This window comes from Streptomyces sp. NPDC004111 (genome assembly GCF_042874215.1).
Classification (GTDB): Bacteria; Actinomycetota; Actinomycetes; order Streptomycetales; family Streptomycetaceae; genus Streptomyces.
In genome coordinates, this window is the sequence record NZ_JBIAMU010000019.1 from 62,389 (window position 1) to 78,688 (window position 16,300).

A 16,300-nucleotide genomic window follows, 5' to 3' on the forward strand; every position below is an offset into this window, starting at 1 on the left:
ATGGCTCAGGTGCTGGAGTTCAAACTGCCGGACCTCGGCGAAGGGCTGACCGAGGCGGAGATCGTGCGCTGGCTGGTGGAGGTGGGCGATGTCGTCGCCGTCGACCAGCCGGTGGTCGAGGTCGAGACGGCCAAGGCGATGGTCGAGGTGCCGTGCCCGTACGGAGGTGTGGTGACGGCCCGCTTCGGCGAGGAGGGCACGGAACTGCCCGTCGGGTCGCCGCTGTTGACGGTGGCGGTCGGCGCGGACACGCCCGCGGACGGCAGCGGGCCGGTCACCACCGCCCACAGCGGCGCGGCTTCCGGGGGGAGTGCGCCCGCGGGCGCGGCCACCGGTGCTGAAGCGGATGCGGGCTCGGGCTCGGGCAATGTCCTGGTGGGCTACGGCACCACGGCACCGGCGGCCCGCCGCCGCCGGGTGCGGCTCGACGGGGCTGCCACCACGGCCGTACCGACGGCTCCCGCGCCGACGCCTTCCGCGCCGATACCGCCCGCACCGGCCTCTCCCGCCCCTGCTCCGGCTGCTCGTGCTTCCGTCGCTCCGGTGCCGGCCGCGCCGGCTCCCGTCGCGCACACCGGGCCCGTGCCGGTGATCTCGCCGCTGGTGCGGCGGCTGGCCCGTGAGAACGGGCTCGATCTGCGGGCGCTGAGCGGATCGGGGCCCGAAGGGCTCATCCTGCGCACCGACGTGGAACGGGCGATACAGCAGCCTCGGCCCGTCGCGGCAGCGGTCGCGGCTCCGGCGCTCGCGTCCACGGTCTCTCCCGCCGGCGGCGAGCGGATCCCGCTCAAGGGCGTGCGGGGCGCGGTGGCCGACAAGCTGTCCCGCAGCCGCCGCGAGATACCGGACGCCACCTGCTGGGTCGACGCCGACGCGACGGCGCTGATGGCGGCCAGGGCGTCGATGAACAGCGTGGGCGGCGGCCCCAAGGTCTCGGTGCTGGCGCTGCTCGCCCGGATCTGCACGGCGGCCCTCGCCAGGTTCCCGGAGCTCAACTCCACCGTGGACACCGAGGCGCGCGAAGTGGTGCGGCTGCCCGAGGTGCACCTCGGATTCGCCGCGCAGACGGAACGGGGCCTGGTCGTCCCGGTCGTGCGTGACGCCCACACGCGGAACGTGGAGTCGCTGGGCGAGGAACTGGTGCGGCTGACCGATGCGGCGCGGGCCGGCAAGCTCACCCCGGTCCAGCTCACCGGCGGCACCTTCACGCTCAACAACTACGGCGTGTTCGGCGTCGACGGGTCCACCCCGATCATCAACCACCCGGAGGCGGCCATGCTGGGGGTCGGCCGCATCGTGCCCAAGCCGTGGGTGCACGAGGGGGAGTTGGCGGTCCGCCAGGTGGTCCAGCTGTCGCTGACCTTCGACCACCGGGTCTGCGACGGAGGTACGGCCGGGGGCTTCCTGCGGTACGTCGCCGACTGTGTGGAACACCCGGAGCTGCTGCTGCGCACGCTCTGAGTATCCGGAGGCGAGGCCCCGCACCCGGAGGCAGTGCCATGCGTCCGAAGGGTCGGCCCGCACCCGTACGGCCCCCGCCCGCACGTCCCGTATCCGTACGGCCCGCTCCCGTGCGGGGCCTGCCTCCGTCGCGCCCGGTCCCGGTGTTGCGGGGCGTACATACTTCGGTGCATGAGTGCGAAGAGTGCCCCGGGGTCCGACGCGTACGACGCCGTAGTGCTGGCGGGTGGTGCCGGGCGGCGGCTCGGCGGAGTGGACAAGGCGGCCGTGCCGGTGGGCGGACGGCCCCTGCTCGACCGGGTGCTGACGGCCTGTGGCGGGGCGGGCACGACCGTCGTGGTCGGTGGCCGCCGGGCCACCGCCCGCCCGGTGACCTGGACGCGCGAGGAGCCGCCGGGCGGCGGCCCGCTGGCCGCGCTCGGCGCCGGGGCGCGGGAGACCGGGGCGGACCTCGTCGTCGTGCTCTCGGTGGACCTGCCCTTCGTCGACCGGGCGACGGTGAGTGCTCTCGTACGCGCCCTGGACACAGCCGAGGACGCGCACCAGGTGGAAGGCGCGATGCTGGTCGACGCCGGCGGACGCGACCAGCCGCTCGTCGCCGTGTACCGGGCAGAACCGCTCCGACGCGAACTCGCGCTGCTGGAAACGGAGTACGGCACGCTCGCCGGGCTGCCGCTCCGATTGCTCACCGCGGAACTCGACCTCGTCCGCGTCACCGCCGCCGCCCCCACGGCCTCCTTCGACTGCGACACCTGGGAGGACATCGCGACGGCCCGCGCCCGTATCAGGGAGCATGGGCACGTGTTGGATGAATGGATCACCGCAGTCAAGGACGAACTCGATGTCGATGTCGACGTCGACATCCCCCTCCTCCTCGACCTCGCGCGCGACGCCGCGCACGGCATCGCCCGGCCCGCCGCCCCCCTGACGACCTTCCTCGTCGGGTACGCGGCCGGACGGGCCGGTGGCGAGGGCCCCGAGGCCGTCGCCGAAGCCGTCCGCAAGGCCACCGCCCTGGCCGCGCGCTGGGTGGCGGAGTCGCAGCAGGCCGGCACCCCACCGGGCGAAGCCCCGTCGGGCGCCGGTCCCGACGACTCCCCCGGGACCACCGAGGCGGGCCCCTCATGAGCGGACCGGAGTACGGAGAGATCGACGGGATCGAGCAGGCGCTCGCCCTGGTCAGCCGCGAACAGCCGGCCTTCCCCGGCCCGGCCGCCGCAGCCGGTACGGGGGCGGGCCCCGGACCGGGCACGGCGGGGGGCCCGGCAGCAGGAGCGAACCCGGGACAGCCCGACCCGGCGCACACCGCCTCCGGTCCCGCCGACCCCCACCCCACCACCAGCTCCTCCCCGGCCGACCCCGCCCGGACCGCCCGCGCCGAGAACGCATCGGCGCCCCCCACCCACCCCGCGGCCACCCCCTGGGCCGAGGCCCGCGCCACCGCGACCCGCGCCGGGTACGCCGCCCCCGCCCGCCCCCGCCGCGTACCCCTCGACCAGGCACTCGGCCAAGTGCTCGCCGAGCCGCTCGAAGCACTCACCGACCTGCCGTCCTTCGACACCTCCGCCATGGACGGCTGGGCGGTGGCGGGCCCGGGACCGTGGTCCTTCCAGGAAGGCGCGGGCATCCTCGCGGGCCGCGCCACCGCCGAACCCCTGGCTGACGGCGAGGCCGTACGGATCGCCACCGGCGCCCGGATCCCCACCGAGGCCACCGCCGTCATCCGCAGCGAGCACGCCAGGACCGACGAGACCAAGCTGCGGCTGCACGCACTGCGCGAAGTGATCCCCGGTCAGGACATCCGCCCGCGCGGCCAGGAGTGCCGGACCGGTGACCACCTGCTGCCCGCGGGCTCGGTGGTCACCCCGGCCGCGCTCGGACTGGCTGCCGCCGCCGGGTACGACGCTCTGCTGACGATCCCCCGGCCCACCGTCGAAGTGCTCGTCCTGGGCGACGAGTTGCTGACCGCGGGGCTTCCCCGGGACGGCATGGTCCGCGACGCGCTCGGCCCGCTGCTCGCGCCCTGGCTGCGCGCGCTGGGAGCCGAAGTACTCGACACCCGTTGCCTGGGCGACGACCCGCAGGCGCTGCGCAAGGCGATCCTCGGTTCGGAGGCCGACGTGATCGTCACCACCGGCGGTACGGCGGCGGGACCGGTCGACCATGTCCGGCCGTTCCTCGAAACCGCGGCCGGAACGGGCGCCGAAATCCTCGTCGACGGCGTCGAAGTACGCCCCGGCCACCCCATGCTGCTCGCCCGACTCGCCCCCGACACCCACCTGGTGGGGCTCCCCGGCAACCCTCTGGCCGCCGTGTCCGGGCTGCTCACGCTGGCCGAGCCGCTGTTGCGAGCCCTCGCGCACCGGCCCGTGCCCGAGCCGTACCGGGCCCCCGTGCGTGACGAGATCCCCGGCCATCCCGTCTCCACCCGGCTCGTCCCCGTCACCCACCGCGCCGATCACCGCACCGGCGCCGAGCACGCCGTACCGCTGCACTACAACGGTCCGGCGATGCTGCGGGGGATCGCCGCCGCCGACGGCCTGGCCGTTGTGCTGCCCGGTGGGGCGCGAGCTGGAGAAGAGTTGGAGATTCTCGATCTACCGTGGGCCGAGGGATGTTTCACGTGAAACTGTGCCGACGATGTTGCGCCGTTGAGGCCCCTGGCCCGAGCGAAGGATGTTTCACGTGAAACTGCCCGGCGACGATGCCATGGCCCGAGGCGCCGAGGAGCAGCTGAACGCCGCTCCGGTGAAGCTGCCGAAGCAGGTGGTCGAGCGGCCCCTGCGACAGGTCGCCAAGCGCCTGATGATGGCGTTGGTCGTGCTCGCGGTGACCGTGCTGATCGTATGGGTCGACCGCGACGGCTATCACGACAACTCCGACGGCGGGGTCGATCTCCTCGACGCCATCTACTACTCGACCGTCACCCTCTCCACCACCGGGTACGGCGACATCGTCCCGTACAGCGACGGCGCACGGCTCACCAACGTGCTGCTCGTGACACCGCTGCGCGTGCTCTTTCTGATCATCCTCGTCGGCACCACTCTCGAAGTCCTCACCGAGCGGACCCGCGAAGAGTTCCGGCTGAATCGCTGGAGGTCCCAGTTGCGTGACCACACCGTTGTCATCGGCTTCGGTACGAAGGGCAGGTCCGCGATGCAGACCCTCTTCGCGACCGGCCTCAAGAAGGAACAGATCGTCGTCGTCGACCCGAGTGCCAAGGTCATCGAGACGGCCAACGCCGAGGGACTGACCGGGGTGGTGGGCGACGCGACCCGCAGCGACGTGCTGCTGCGGGCCGAACTCCAGCGGGCCCGGCAGATCGTCATCGCCACCCAGCGCGACGACACCGCGGTCCTCGTCACCCTCACCGCCCGGCAGCTCAACCGCGGAGCCAAGATCGTCGCCGCGGTCCGCGAGGAGGAGAACGCCCCGCTGCTGCGCCAGTCCGGGGCCGATGCCGTGATCACCAGCGCGAGCGCGGCGGGCCGGCTGCTCGGCCTCTCGGTGCTCAGCCCGAGCGCGGGCACCGTGATGGAGGACCTCATCCAGCAGGGCAGCGGTCTCGACCTGATCGAGCGACCGGTCATAAAGAGCGAGGTCGGCAAGAACGTCCGGGAGACCGAGGACCTGGTGGTGAGCGTGCTGCGCGGACACCGGCTGCTCGGCTACGACGACCCGCAGGCGAGCCCGCTCCAGATCACGGACCGGGTGATCTCGATCGTCCGGGCCTCACCGGCCGCCGACGGGGGCAACAGCGTGCGGCTCACCTCGGCGGAATAGCGGCGGCGCTTCACCGGTCCGGGGGCCGTTGTCCGGGCCCTTCGGACTGATCCCGGGCACCAGGGGTAGTTTCGAGGCCATGCATGCGATCACGATCCCTGAACCCGGTGGCCCCGAGGCACTCGTCTGGGCGGAGGTCCCCGACCCCGTTCCGAACGAGGGCGAGGTCCTCGTCGAGGTCGCCGCGAGCGCGGTCAACCGCGCCGATCTGCTCCAGCGGCAGGGCTTCTACGACCCGCCGCCCGGCGCCTCCCGCTACCCCGGACTGGAATGCTCGGGCCGCATCGTGGCGCTGGGCGCGGGGGTGCACGGCTGGGCCGTCGGCGACGAGGTGTGCGCGCTGCTCTCCGGCGGCGGCTACGCGCAGAAGGTCGTCGTGCCTGCCGGACAGCTGCTGCCGGTGCCCGACGGAGTGGACCTGGTGACAGCGGCGGCACTGCCCGAGGTGACCGCCACGGTCTGGTCCAACGTCTTCATGATCGCCCACCTGCGCCCGGCCGAGACGCTGCTCGTGCACGGCGGGGCCAGCGGCATCGGCACCATGGCGATCCAGCTGGCCAAGACCGTCGGCGCCCGCGTCGCGGTCACGGCGGGCGGACCGGAGAAGCTGGCGCAGTGTGCGGAGCTGGGCGCCGACATCCTGATCGACTACCGCGAGCAGGACTTCGTCCAGGAACTGCGCAAGGCCACCGACGGGGCGGGTGCCGACGTCATCCTCGACATCATCGGTGCGAAGTACCTCGACCAGAACGTGAAGGCGCTCGCCACCAGCGGCCGGCTCGCCATCATCGGGCTCCAGGGCGGGGTGAAGGGCGAGCTGAACCTCAACGCCCTGCTGCGCAAGCGTGCCGCGATCACGGCGACCTCGCTGCGGGCCCGGCCGCTGGGAGAGAAGGCGGCCATCGTGGCGGCCGTCCGTGAGCACGTGTGGCCGATGATCGCCGCGGGCCGGGTGCGGCCGGTGGTCGACCGGGTCTTCCCGATGGACCAGGCGTCCGAGGCCCACAAGGCGCTCGACGAGGGCAGCCACATCGGCAAGATCCTCCTCACCGCGAACTGACCGCACCATTCGACGCCCGCCGCGCCGAGCACCCGCCGCGCCGAGCACCCGCCGCGCCGAGCACCCGCGTGCCGCGCGCCTGCGTGCCGCGCGCCTGCGTGCCGCGCGCCTGCGTGCCGAGCCCGCGTCGCCCCGGGCACACCGCCCCGGACAGCACAGGGCCCGGGTTCCTCACCCCAGTACGGGAGGAACCCGGGCCCTGTGCGTCGTGTTCACGAGGGACTGCGGGGCCTTACAGGTACGGTCCGCCCGTGCGGGACGCCGTCTGGCCGCCGTCCTCGTCCTCCTCGTGCGAGGCACCCGGCGGCAGAGCCCTGCGCATCTGCTCCAGCTGGGCACGGGCCGCCATCTGCTGGGCGAACAGCGCGGTCTGGATGCCATGGAAGAGCCCTTCGAGCCAGCCCACCAACTGGGCCTGCGCGATGCGCAGTTCCGCCTCGGAGGGGATGGCCTCCTCGGTGAACGGCAGCGACAGGCGCTCCAGCTCCTCGACCAGCTCGGGGGCGAGCCCGTCCTCCAGCTCCTTCACCGAACTGGCGTGGATGTCCTTGAGCCGTACCCGGCTCGCCTCGTCCAGGGGAGCCGCGCGGACTTCCTCCAGGAGCTGCTTGATCATGCTGCCGATCCGCATGACCTTCGCGGGCTGTTCCACCATGTCCGTCACAGGCACCTCGCGCGACTCGTCGTCACCGCCGCCGAGCGCCATTCCGTCCTGTCCGACGACCAGGACCTGGGGGCTCTCCTGCGACCGTTCACTCCTCGGCATCTCCATGCCGACATTGTCTCGTACACGTGCTTCACAAGTGGGTGTGCCCCCGCACAAAGGTGATCCACCTTCGTACGGGGGCACAGCTTCCGGCACGTACCGGGTGCGGACGCTGCCGGGGGCGGAGCCTCAGGCCTCCGCCCGGCGGGCCAGCGCGCCCCGCGAGCGGGTGACCAGCGCCGCGAGGAGCGCCGCGCCCAGCGGTACGGCGACCAGCAGTGCGGCCAGGGTCTCCCACGGGATCACGACGGCCAGCTCGGCCGACGGACTGCCGCCCCAGCCCTGGTCGAGGCTGTCCTGGAAGTTGGCCTCGTTCTGCCGCTGCCGGGTGAGTATCAGCCCGATCGCGGGCAGCACACCCGCCGCCGAGCCGAGGACCACCCCCATCAGGGCGACCGTTCCGCACTGGAACCCGCTGAGGGTGCGGCGCACCCGGGGCGGGGCGCCGACCGCGGAGAGCGTCTTCAGGTCGGGTTCGGCGTCGGCCTGGGCGAGCCCGGTGGCGATGCCTGCCGCACCGATGGTGACCAGCCCGGCGAACACGGTCAGGGCCAGCATCACGATGCTGTTCTTGCTGCTGTACCCGGACTCGATGATCCAGCCGCCCATCATTCCGCCCTGCAGCCCGACCTTGTCGAAGTCGGCCGAGAGCGCCTGCGTCTGCTCGGTGCTGGGCAGTGCGGAGGTGGAGAAGAGCACGCCGAACGGGACGGTGGTGAACCCGGCGGACTCGGCCAGCGCGGGCGGCACCAGCAGTTCGAGGCCGTACGAGTTGACGCTCGTCGGCGCCAGGTGCACCGGCAGCTGGCGTACCTCGCCCGGTGCGTCCTTGTTGGCGGCGGTCGCCTCCTCGGCCTTCTTGCGGTCGGTGATGAGACGGATGCCGGTCTTGCCGTTGACGACGTTGCCCCGGTCGAAGGAGACGGCCTTGCCCTGCTTGAGGGCGTTGATCACGCCGGGGTCGGTGATGTCGAGCGCCTTCAGGGCGTTCACGTCACCGACGGTCACGCCGTTGGCGGACGGCGCGGTGCCGCCCTCGTGGGCAGGGGCGCAGCGCCAGTCCTTGGCCAGCTTGCGCCGTTCGGGGACGGAGAAGGACTCAGGTCCGTCGGGGCCGTCGTACAGCGGGCACCGGTTGGCCTTCGGGACGACGATCTGGAACTGCCCGCACTCCTTCTCCTCGCTGTACGTGGTGCAGTTCCTGCTGCCGACGACGATGCGTCGCAGATCGGCGAGCACGTCGAGGGAGGTGTTCGACTGCACGGCCGTGCGGATCGCGGGCACGTCGCGCCCGCCCGCCTCGTCGGTCGTGGCGTAGCCGCTGCCGTACGGAAGCTGGGCCTGGTAGCCGGCCCGGTCCTTGGCCTCCTCGCTGGCGGCGTAGGTGGCCACCGCGACGGTGCCGGCGACGGCGGCCAGCACCGCGGCGACGGCGGGTGCCGTACGTCCCCGGTTGCGCACCGCGTCGCGCAGGGCGAGCCGGGGGGAGAGCGGCAGCCAGCCGCCGATCCGGCCGAACGCGCCGACCAGGACCGGGGTCAGTGCGACGACACCCAGCTCGGCGAGTGCGCTGCCACCGGCGACCAGGAGATAGCTGTCGCTGGCCATCGACCCGTACAGGGCGATCGCGGCACCGATGAGGACGGCGATCACGCCGATCACGGGCAGGACGCGGTTGGCCTTCCGCACGCCGCGGCGGCCGGTGAGCGAGGTCAGTACGGACTGCCGGGAGGCGGTGATCGCGGGCACGATCGCGGCCAGCAGACCGGTGAGCACGGCGACCAGGGCGATCCCGAGCAGTTCCAGCGGGCGCAGGGTGAACGAGCCGAACCGCTTGCCCATGGTCTCTTCGAGGACCGGCTGCAGCGCCAGGGTCAGCGCGATGCCGAGGGCGGTACCGACGACGGCCGCGGTCACACCGATGACCAGTCCGCCGGAGAGCACGATGGCCCGGATGTGGCGGCGGTCGCCGCCGTTGGCGCCGACGAGACCGAGCTGGCGGCGCGAGCGGCGGGCGCCCACCGCGAAGGCGGGTCCGGCCAGCAGGCAGATCTCCAGCAGGGCGAGGACCACGATGGTCACGGCGACCATGAGCATCTGCTCGGTCTCGTTGCCGTAGGTCATCTGGTCGGAGCCGTTCCTCTTGAAGTACGGCACCTCGGACTTCGGCGGCGGGGAGAGGATCACGGAACGGGAGTCGACCTGGATGCCCTTGGCGTTGGCGGCCTTGACCATGTTCCACGTGAAACCGTCGCCCCCGACGGAGACGTAGTACGAGGCGGTGCCCGCGGCCTCCGGCAGTCCGGCCTTCTCCAGCGCCTTGTTCAGGGGCTCGATGAACGTCCCGGGCGGGGCCGTGACCTGGTCGGACTCCAGGCTGTCGGGAAGCTCGTAGGCGCCGACGACGGTGAACTCGGTGTCGAGGGCACGCGCGGTGACGGTGTCGCCGATCTTCAGCCCGCTGGCCTCCAGGAAGTGCGCCGTCGCGGCGACCTCGCCGGCCTTCTCCGGGAAGCGCCCGTCGAGCAGCGTGTGCCAGCCCGCCGCCATCGGGTCGGCGGCCTTGACCTCGCGGACCTCGGTGTCGAGCAGGCCGTGCGTGGTGCGCAGCCGGGTCATCGCGGCGGTGCTGGTGAGGACCTTGGCACCCGCCGGGACGGCCTTGCTGATGTCCGCCTTGCCCTCGGGGAAGGGCTTGTTGCGGTAGGCGTCGAAGCCTTCGACCGGCTCCGCGCCCTCGTGCCGGGCATCCGGCGGCTGGAAGATCGCCAGCCCGCCCCAGCCGGGGTCGCTCAGCCGTGCGTCGGCGGCCCCGAGTTCACGGTCCAGTTTCTGTTCGGCGGTCAGTTCCGCACTGCGCAGCGTCACGTCGACGGCGCTGACGCCGAGGATGGGCACCGCGATCATGGCGAGGACCAGGATGCTGCGGCCCTTGGAGCGCCAGGCGTCGCGGCGGGCGATCCGGATCGCCGCGAGCCAGGAGTGGTACCAGCCGGTCACTTGGCGCCCGCCTGACCGGCGGAGCCGGGCGCGGTGCCCGCCGCGAGCAGGGACTCGGCGTCGCTGCGCATGGTCTCGTCGACGACGGAGCCGTCGCGCAGGAAGACAACCCGGTCCGCCCAGGCGGCGAAGCGCGGTTCGTGGGTGACGAGGATGCCGGCCGCGCCCGCGTCGCAGCGCGAGCGGAGCAGGGCGAGGACGGACTCGCCGGTCTCGGAGTCCAGGGCGCCGGTGGGCTCGTCGGCGAGGACCAGCCGGCGGTCGCCGACCAGGGCGCGGGCGATGGCCACGCGCTGCTGCTGGCCGCCGGACATCTCGTCCGGGAAGCGGTCGGCGAGGTGGCCGAGGTCCATCTCCTCCAGCGCGGCGAGCGCGGAGACGCGGGCCTTGCGGGCGGACGTCCCGTCGAGTTCGCGGGGCAGGGCGACGTTCTCGGCCGCGGTCAGCGCGGGTATGAGGTTGTAGTCCTGGAAGACGTAGCCGATGCTGCGGCGGCGCAGGGCGGCCAGTTCCTTGCGGCTGACCCGGGTGATGTCGTTGCCCTCGACGACGACACGGCCCGAGGTGGGGCTGTCGAGGCCGCCCGCGATGGTGAGCAGGGTCGACTTGCCGGACCCGGAGGGGCCCATGACGGCGACGAGCTCGCCGGGGTAGACGGACAGGTTCACACCGCGCAGGGCGTGCACCTCGGTGGCACCGCTGCCGTGCACACGCGTCAGCTGCTCCAGCTGCAGCACGGGCTGCCGTGACGCCTGGGTCTGATGGGACTGGTCGGGCATGGGTGAGGGGTCCCCCCTGGAAGGGCCGCGCGGCACGGGTGTGGCGTGGCGGTTGTACGGAAGACGGGTGGTCCGGGCGGCCGGCGCTCTCCTGGAACCGGCGGCCGACTGCTGCCCGGGGGCTCAGCGGCGGCCGAGGCGCGCGCGAGCGGGTTTCTCGGAGGCGGCCTTGGTGGTGTCGGCCTGGGGCGGAGTGGCTCCCCGCACGGCCGTGGCGGAGAGCCGGACGAGCCGGGACTCGCAGTGGTCGAGCCAGCGCGCCTCGGCCTCGGTCTGGAAGATCAGCTGTTCCAGCACGAGCAGCCAGGCCACGTCGTCGCGGCCGCGCTCGCTCTCCTGGCCGCTGCTGGCCTCGACCGCGATCAGGGCCTGCGCCTTGAGCCGGGTGTAGTCCTGCATGGCCTTCAGCGTGGCGCTCCGCTGGGACTGGATGACGGCCCGGATGTCGACACCGGCCGCGCCGACGGCCATGGCGAGCTTGATGGCGAGTTCGTCGCGGGGCGGGCTGGTGCGGTCGACCGGCCGCTCGAACCACTCGTGCAGTTCTTCGCGTCCGGCGTCGGTGATCGCGTAGAGCGGGTGCCCGGCGTCGTCGTCGCCGTCCGGGACGACCATGCCGTCGCGCTCCAGGCGGCTGAGCGTCGTGTAGACCTGCCCGACGTTCAGGGGCCAGGTGGCGCCGGTACGGGACTCGAATTCGGTACGCAGCTGGGAGCCGTACCGGGGGCCCTGTTCGAGGAGGGCGAGTAGCCCGTGGCGGATCGACATACTCAGTATGTATACCCAGTATGCCTCTGCTGGCAAGCCGCTCCCCGTCGGCCCGGGACCCTTACCTGCGGCGCATCCGCATCCCCAGGAACCCCAGCCCCAGCCCCACCAGGGCGATCCCTGCACCCAGCGGAAGCGGCTCGAAGCCGAGCGGCGCCGGGGGCGGTGCGGCCTGCCGCAGGCGCGCCGGAGCAGGGCTTTCCCGTTCGGGGCGGGGGGTGGCGGGGCGGCGCGGCTGCTGTCGCGGGGGCGGTACGGCCTGCGGCACATAGGCCGGAACCGGGTGCGCCTCTTCCGGTTCTGGTGCCCTGCCGGGGCGGACCCGTCCGGCCCCGGCCCGCCGCCCCGCGAGACGGCCGGGACCGGGTTCCGCGGTGACGTACGGGGCGGGAGCGGCGGCCGGGTCACCAGGGGTCCCAGGAACCGCAGGAGCCGCAGGAGTCGCCGCGTGCGCGGGAGCCGCGTACAGGGCCGCCAGGCCCACCGCGCGGGCCGCCGGGCCCGCCACGTACGCGGCAGCCGGGCCGCACCACAGCAGCGCCGCTGCCAGGACGACGGTGCACCGTGCACGGAGCCTGGGGATCATCGGGCGACCGCCTCCCGTCCGGTACCGCCGAGCCATCGGGAACTCAGCGTCACATACCGCTACAGAACGGGCATCCGGACCGCCACACACCCAAGCCGCCCGGCACCCCGGCTCCCCAGCAGCCCGCAAACACCCCTGAGCCGCCCAGCACCCGCAAACGAAAGCGGCCCGGCACACCGAGTCGGTGTGCCGGGCCGCCCTGCGGGACCGTCCGGGAGAGGGAAACCGTTACGCCGGGTTGCCCGTGGAGACCTGGAGTTCGATGGTCGTCTTCTCCGGGTCCATCGGCTGGCCCCCGCGCGGGTACTGCTCGATGACCGACTCCTGGCCCCACTGGTTCTCGTCGACCGGCTTCTCCTGGACGCGCCAGCCCGCCGCCTGGAGGCACTCCTTCACGGAGCGGACGTTCTTGTAGACGAAGTCCGGGGTCTTCACCTTGGTCGGGTCGAGGGAGTCCTCGTCCGGCTGGGTGCACTCGGTGGTCTTGATGGTCTTCGACCGGTCGGGACCCTTGAAGCCCTCCTTCTGCCCGGTCGCCTGCTCCGGGTTCGGGTTCGGGTTCTCGGTCCCGTTGTCCTTCGGCACGAGGGCGTAGATCACGCCGCCGATCGCGAGCAGCGCGACCGCGATCGCACCGACGACCAGCGGCATGTTCTTCTTCTTCGCGGGCGCCGGGGCCGGGCTGTGCGTGACGTGCTGCGGGGTGTACGCGGCCGGCGGTGCCGGAGTGGGGGCCGCGTAGCCCTGGTTCGGATAGCCGTAGGCGGGCGCAGGGGTGGGCGTGTGGGCCGGAGCGGGGGTCGCCGGGCCGTACGGGCTCGGGGCCGGGGTCGGCGGCTGGTACGGCGTCTGCACGCTGCCCTGCGGGTAGCCCCCGCTCTGGTCGACCGGCGGGAACACCGCCGAGCCCACGCCGGAGCCGCTGCCCTGGGTGGGGCCGCTGCCCGGCACGATCGCCGGAGCGGCGCCGGGGTGGACCGTGGTCAGCACGCGCGCGCACTCGTCGGCCATCGCGGCGGCGCTGGGGAAGCGCTCGTTCGGGTTCTTCTTGAGCGCGCGGGCGACGAGCGCGTCCACGGCCGGCGGGACGCTCCGGTTGATGGAGGACGGCGCGACCGGCTCCTCCTGGACGTGTGCGTACGCGATGGCCAGCGGCGAGTCGGCCTCGAACGGCAGTCGGCCGGTGAGCAGTTGGAACAGCATGATGCCGACCGAGTACAGGTCGGAGCGGGCGTCCACGCCGCGTCCCAGCGCCTGCTCGGGCGAGAGGTACTGCGGGGTGCCGACGACCATGCCGGTCTGGGTCATCGAGGTGACGCCGGACTGCATCGCGCGGGCGATGCCGAAGTCCATCACCTTGACCACGTTGCGCTTGGTCATCATCACGTTGCCGGGCTTGATGTCGCGGTGGACCAGGCCCATCTCGTGGCTGGTTTCCAGCGCCGCCAGCACGTCCGAGGTGATCTTCAGCGCCTTGTCGGCGGGCATCGCGCCGTAGGCCTCGATGTCTGCCTGGAGGACCGAGCCGAGCGGCTTGCCCTCGACGTACTCCATGACGATGTACGGCATCTGCGCGCCGCCGAGGTCGTCCTCGCCGGTGTCGAAGACCGAGACGATGTTGGTGTGCGAGAGCTTGGCCACAGCCTGGGCCTCGCGCCGGAAGCGTTCGCGGAAGGCCGCTTCGCGTCCAAGTTCCGTGTGCAATGTCTTGATCGCGACCTGGCGGTCCAGCGCCGAGTCGTAGGCCAGATAGACGGAGGCCATTCCGCCTTCGCCGAGCAGGTCGCGGAGCTGGTACCGACCACCTGCCACCGAGCCGCCCGCGTACCGGCCCTGCGTGCCGTCCTGGCTCATGACTGTGCATCCCCCTCGGCGCGGTGGTTCCGCGTCAGTCCGTTGTTCTGGTGCATGTGCTGGTGTTCGTGTGGCGCGTGTGCCGATGTCGTGCGTACCGCGACAGTCCGCGATCATCCCTCATTACCGGCCAAGTCTGCCCGAGGGCACTGACACGTCAAGCGAGGTGCCCGTTCCGTGACCGTACGCGCAAGGAACGGTCGCGTAAGTGTTATGAGGAGCGGGTCCCTGGACGGGCAATTTGCACGGGTACAGGCGCAACGGTTTTGATGGCAGGTCCATCTCGGAGAAGGGGCGCCTCGCGCAAGGCTGTAGCGTGACGTGGCGGAGAACCATGTGGACCACCGCGAGCCGGGAACACGACCGAAAAGGTCCCCCCGGATGCGCGGACGGATGATGACGGCGAGGACTGATGGCACCCGAACCCGAGGACACCGGCGGTGGAGTGTCTGACCTGCCGGAATCGTTCGGTATGGGCGGACTTGTCGGTGACGGCCGGTACCGGCTGACGCACCGGCTCGGCCGAGGCGGCATGGCCGAGGTCTTCGCGGCCGAGGACGTACGGCTCGGACGCACCGTCGCGGTGAAACTGCTGCGCTCCGACCTTGCCGAGGACCCGGTCGCCAAGGCCCGCTTCACGCGCGAGGCACAGTCGGTCGCCGGCCTCAACCACCATGCCGTGGTCGCCGTGTACGACTCGGGCGAGGACCGCATCGGCGGCAACCTCGTCCCCTACATCGTGATGGAGCTCGTCGAGGGCAACACCATCCGCGACCTGCTGCTCAACGCCGAGGCCCCGGGCCCGGAGCAGGCGCTGATCATCGTCTCCGGCGTGCTGGAGGCCCTCGCGTACAGCCACCAGCACGGCATCGTGCACCGCGACATCAAGCCCGCGAACGTGATCATCACGCACGGCGGCGCGGTCAAGGTGATGGACTTCGGCATCGCGCGCGCCCTGCACGGCGTGCAGTCGACGATGACGCAGACCGGCATGGTCATGGGCACCCCGCAGTACCTCTCCCCCGAGCAGGCGCTGGGCAAGGCCGTCGACCACCGTTCCGACCTGTACGCGACCGGCTGTCTGCTGTACGAACTGCTCGCGCTGCGGCCTCCCTTCATGGGCGAGACGCCGCTGTCGGTGGTCTACCAGCACGTCCAGGACCTTCCGGTGCCGCCGTCCGAGATGTCGGACGTGGCGCCCCCGGAGCTGGACGGCCTCGCCATGCGCGCCCTCGCGAAGGACCCGGACGACCGGTTCCAGAGCGCAGAGGAGATGCGCGGGCTGGTCCAGTACGGGCTGCAGATGCTCCAGCAGCAGGGCAGCCACACCGGCACCTGGAACACCGGTCCCGTCGAGATGCACGAGAGCGGCTACACGCCCGCCCACGGCGTCGCAGCGACGACCGCGATGGGACACCCGCAGCACGGCGACACCTCGCAGTTCCAGCAGGGCGGCCCGATGCTGCCGCCGCGCAACCCGCACGACGGGTCGTACGACGACGGCTACGACGACCGCGGCAGCGGCGGCCGGGGCAAGATGTGGATCTTCGCGATCCTGGCGGTCCTGGCCATCGCGGGCGGTGTGGCGTACGCGGTGAGTGCGATGAAGGACACCCCGACGGACGGGCCGACGAAGAAGCCGAGCGTCTCCAGCACCCCGTCGAAGACCGAGAACTCGCCCTCGCCGACCGAGGACGAGGAGACTCCCGGCGGGAACGACGGCGACACCGGCAACGGCACGGTGACCGGCGGCGGCACGGGCGACTACCCGTCCACCGACAAGCCGACGAAGTCCCCCACCAACAAGCCGACGAACCAGCCGACCAACAAGCCGACCACCCCGACCAAGCCCCCGGTGACCAAGCCGCCGAACGGCGGTACGGACCCGGGCGGAACCGATCCCGGCGGCACCGACCCGGGCGGCACCGACCCCGGCGGTACGGACCCCGGCGGTACGGACCCCGGCGGCACCGACCCGGGCGGCACCGACCCCGGCGGCACCGACCCGGCGGGCGGCGGCGCGGGCAACGGCGGCAATCCGGCCGGCGGCGGTGCGGGCAACGGCGGTACGGACCCGCTGGCGGGCACCACTCCGTAAGCACCTCCCAGGACCCTCGGTGGGGGGGGGGGGGGGGGGGGCGGGGGCCCCCCCCCCGCGGCCCCCCGGCCCCCCCCCCCCCCCCCCCCCGCGGGGCCCGGGCCCCCCCCCCCCCCCCCCCCCGCGGGCCCCCCCGCCCCCCCCT

At 72.6% G+C, this 16,300-nt stretch carries 12 protein-coding genes; 6 read left to right on the top strand and 6 right to left on the bottom strand.

All coding sequences use genetic code 11. The annotated features are described in order from the left end of the window. The 5 genes from ACFYVL_RS32175 to ACFYVL_RS32195 all read left to right on the top strand — a co-directional run bounded on the left by ACFYVL_RS32175 (window position 1) and on the right by ACFYVL_RS32195 (window position 6,304). Window positions 1-1,461 carry a dihydrolipoamide acetyltransferase family protein gene (locus tag ACFYVL_RS32175; RefSeq protein WP_389251142.1) on the top strand — a complete coding sequence of 487 codons (1,461 nt, stop codon included), beginning with the start codon at window positions 1-3 and terminating at the stop codon, window positions 1,459-1,461. Between the two features lie 171 nt (window positions 1,462-1,632). Continuing rightward, a complete protein-coding gene (locus ACFYVL_RS32180; protein WP_389251144.1) occupies window positions 1,633-2,589 on the top strand; it encodes an NTP transferase domain-containing protein in 957 nt (318 codons plus the stop codon). Continuing rightward, window positions 2,586-4,088, top strand: a complete 1,503-nt coding sequence (locus tag ACFYVL_RS32185) for a molybdopterin molybdotransferase MoeA (RefSeq protein ID WP_389251146.1) — start codon at window positions 2,586-2,588, stop codon at window positions 4,086-4,088. Before ACFYVL_RS32180 ends, ACFYVL_RS32185 begins: the two co-directional genes overlap by 4 nt. Before the next feature lie 49 nt (window positions 4,089-4,137). Then, a complete protein-coding gene (locus ACFYVL_RS32190; protein WP_389251148.1) occupies window positions 4,138-5,244 on the top strand; it encodes a potassium channel family protein in 1,107 nt (368 codons plus the stop codon). A gap of 79 nt (window positions 5,245-5,323) precedes the next feature. Continuing rightward, complete coding sequence (locus ACFYVL_RS32195) at window positions 5,324-6,304, top strand: NAD(P)H-quinone oxidoreductase (protein ID WP_389251150.1); 981 nt, start codon at window positions 5,324-5,326, stop codon at window positions 6,302-6,304. Between the two features lie 232 nt (window positions 6,305-6,536). Here ACFYVL_RS32195 and ACFYVL_RS32200 read toward each other — a convergent pair whose 3' ends face one another. The 6 genes from ACFYVL_RS32200 to ACFYVL_RS32225 form a co-directional block, all read right to left on the bottom strand. Next, complete coding sequence (locus ACFYVL_RS32200; protein WP_389251152.1) at window positions 6,537-7,076, bottom strand: bacterial proteasome activator family protein; 540 nt, start codon at window positions 7,074-7,076, stop codon at window positions 6,537-6,539. Between the two features lie 123 nt (window positions 7,077-7,199). Further along, on the bottom strand, window positions 7,200-10,070 hold the full coding sequence (locus ACFYVL_RS32205) for an FtsX-like permease family protein (protein ID WP_389251154.1): 2,871 nt from the start codon (window positions 10,068-10,070) through the stop codon (window positions 7,200-7,202). Then, window positions 10,067-10,849: an ABC transporter ATP-binding protein gene (locus tag ACFYVL_RS32210; RefSeq protein ID WP_389251156.1), complete on the bottom strand. Its 783-nt coding sequence runs from the start codon at window positions 10,847-10,849 to the stop codon at window positions 10,067-10,069. Before ACFYVL_RS32210 ends, ACFYVL_RS32205 begins: the two co-directional genes overlap by 4 nt. A 123-nt stretch (window positions 10,850-10,972) precedes the next feature. Continuing rightward, on the bottom strand, window positions 10,973-11,617 hold the full coding sequence (locus ACFYVL_RS32215; RefSeq protein ID WP_389251158.1) for a PadR family transcriptional regulator: 645 nt from the start codon (window positions 11,615-11,617) through the stop codon (window positions 10,973-10,975). Between the two features lie 61 nt (window positions 11,618-11,678). Beyond that, window positions 11,679-12,203, bottom strand: coding sequence for a hypothetical protein (locus ACFYVL_RS32220; protein ID WP_389251160.1), 525 nt, complete (start codon window positions 12,201-12,203; stop codon window positions 11,679-11,681). A 228-nt stretch (window positions 12,204-12,431) separates the two neighbouring features. Next, window positions 12,432-14,057, bottom strand: a complete 1,626-nt coding sequence (locus tag ACFYVL_RS32225) for a protein kinase (RefSeq protein ID WP_389251162.1) — start codon at window positions 14,055-14,057, stop codon at window positions 12,432-12,434. A gap of 412 nt (window positions 14,058-14,469) precedes the next feature. Between ACFYVL_RS32225 and ACFYVL_RS32230 the strand changes: the two genes are divergently transcribed. After that, window positions 14,470-16,155 (top strand): protein kinase, encoded by a 1,686-nt coding sequence (locus ACFYVL_RS32230; RefSeq protein WP_389251164.1) that lies wholly within the window; start codon window positions 14,470-14,472, stop codon window positions 16,153-16,155. Window positions 16,156-16,300: the final 145 nt, after the last annotated feature.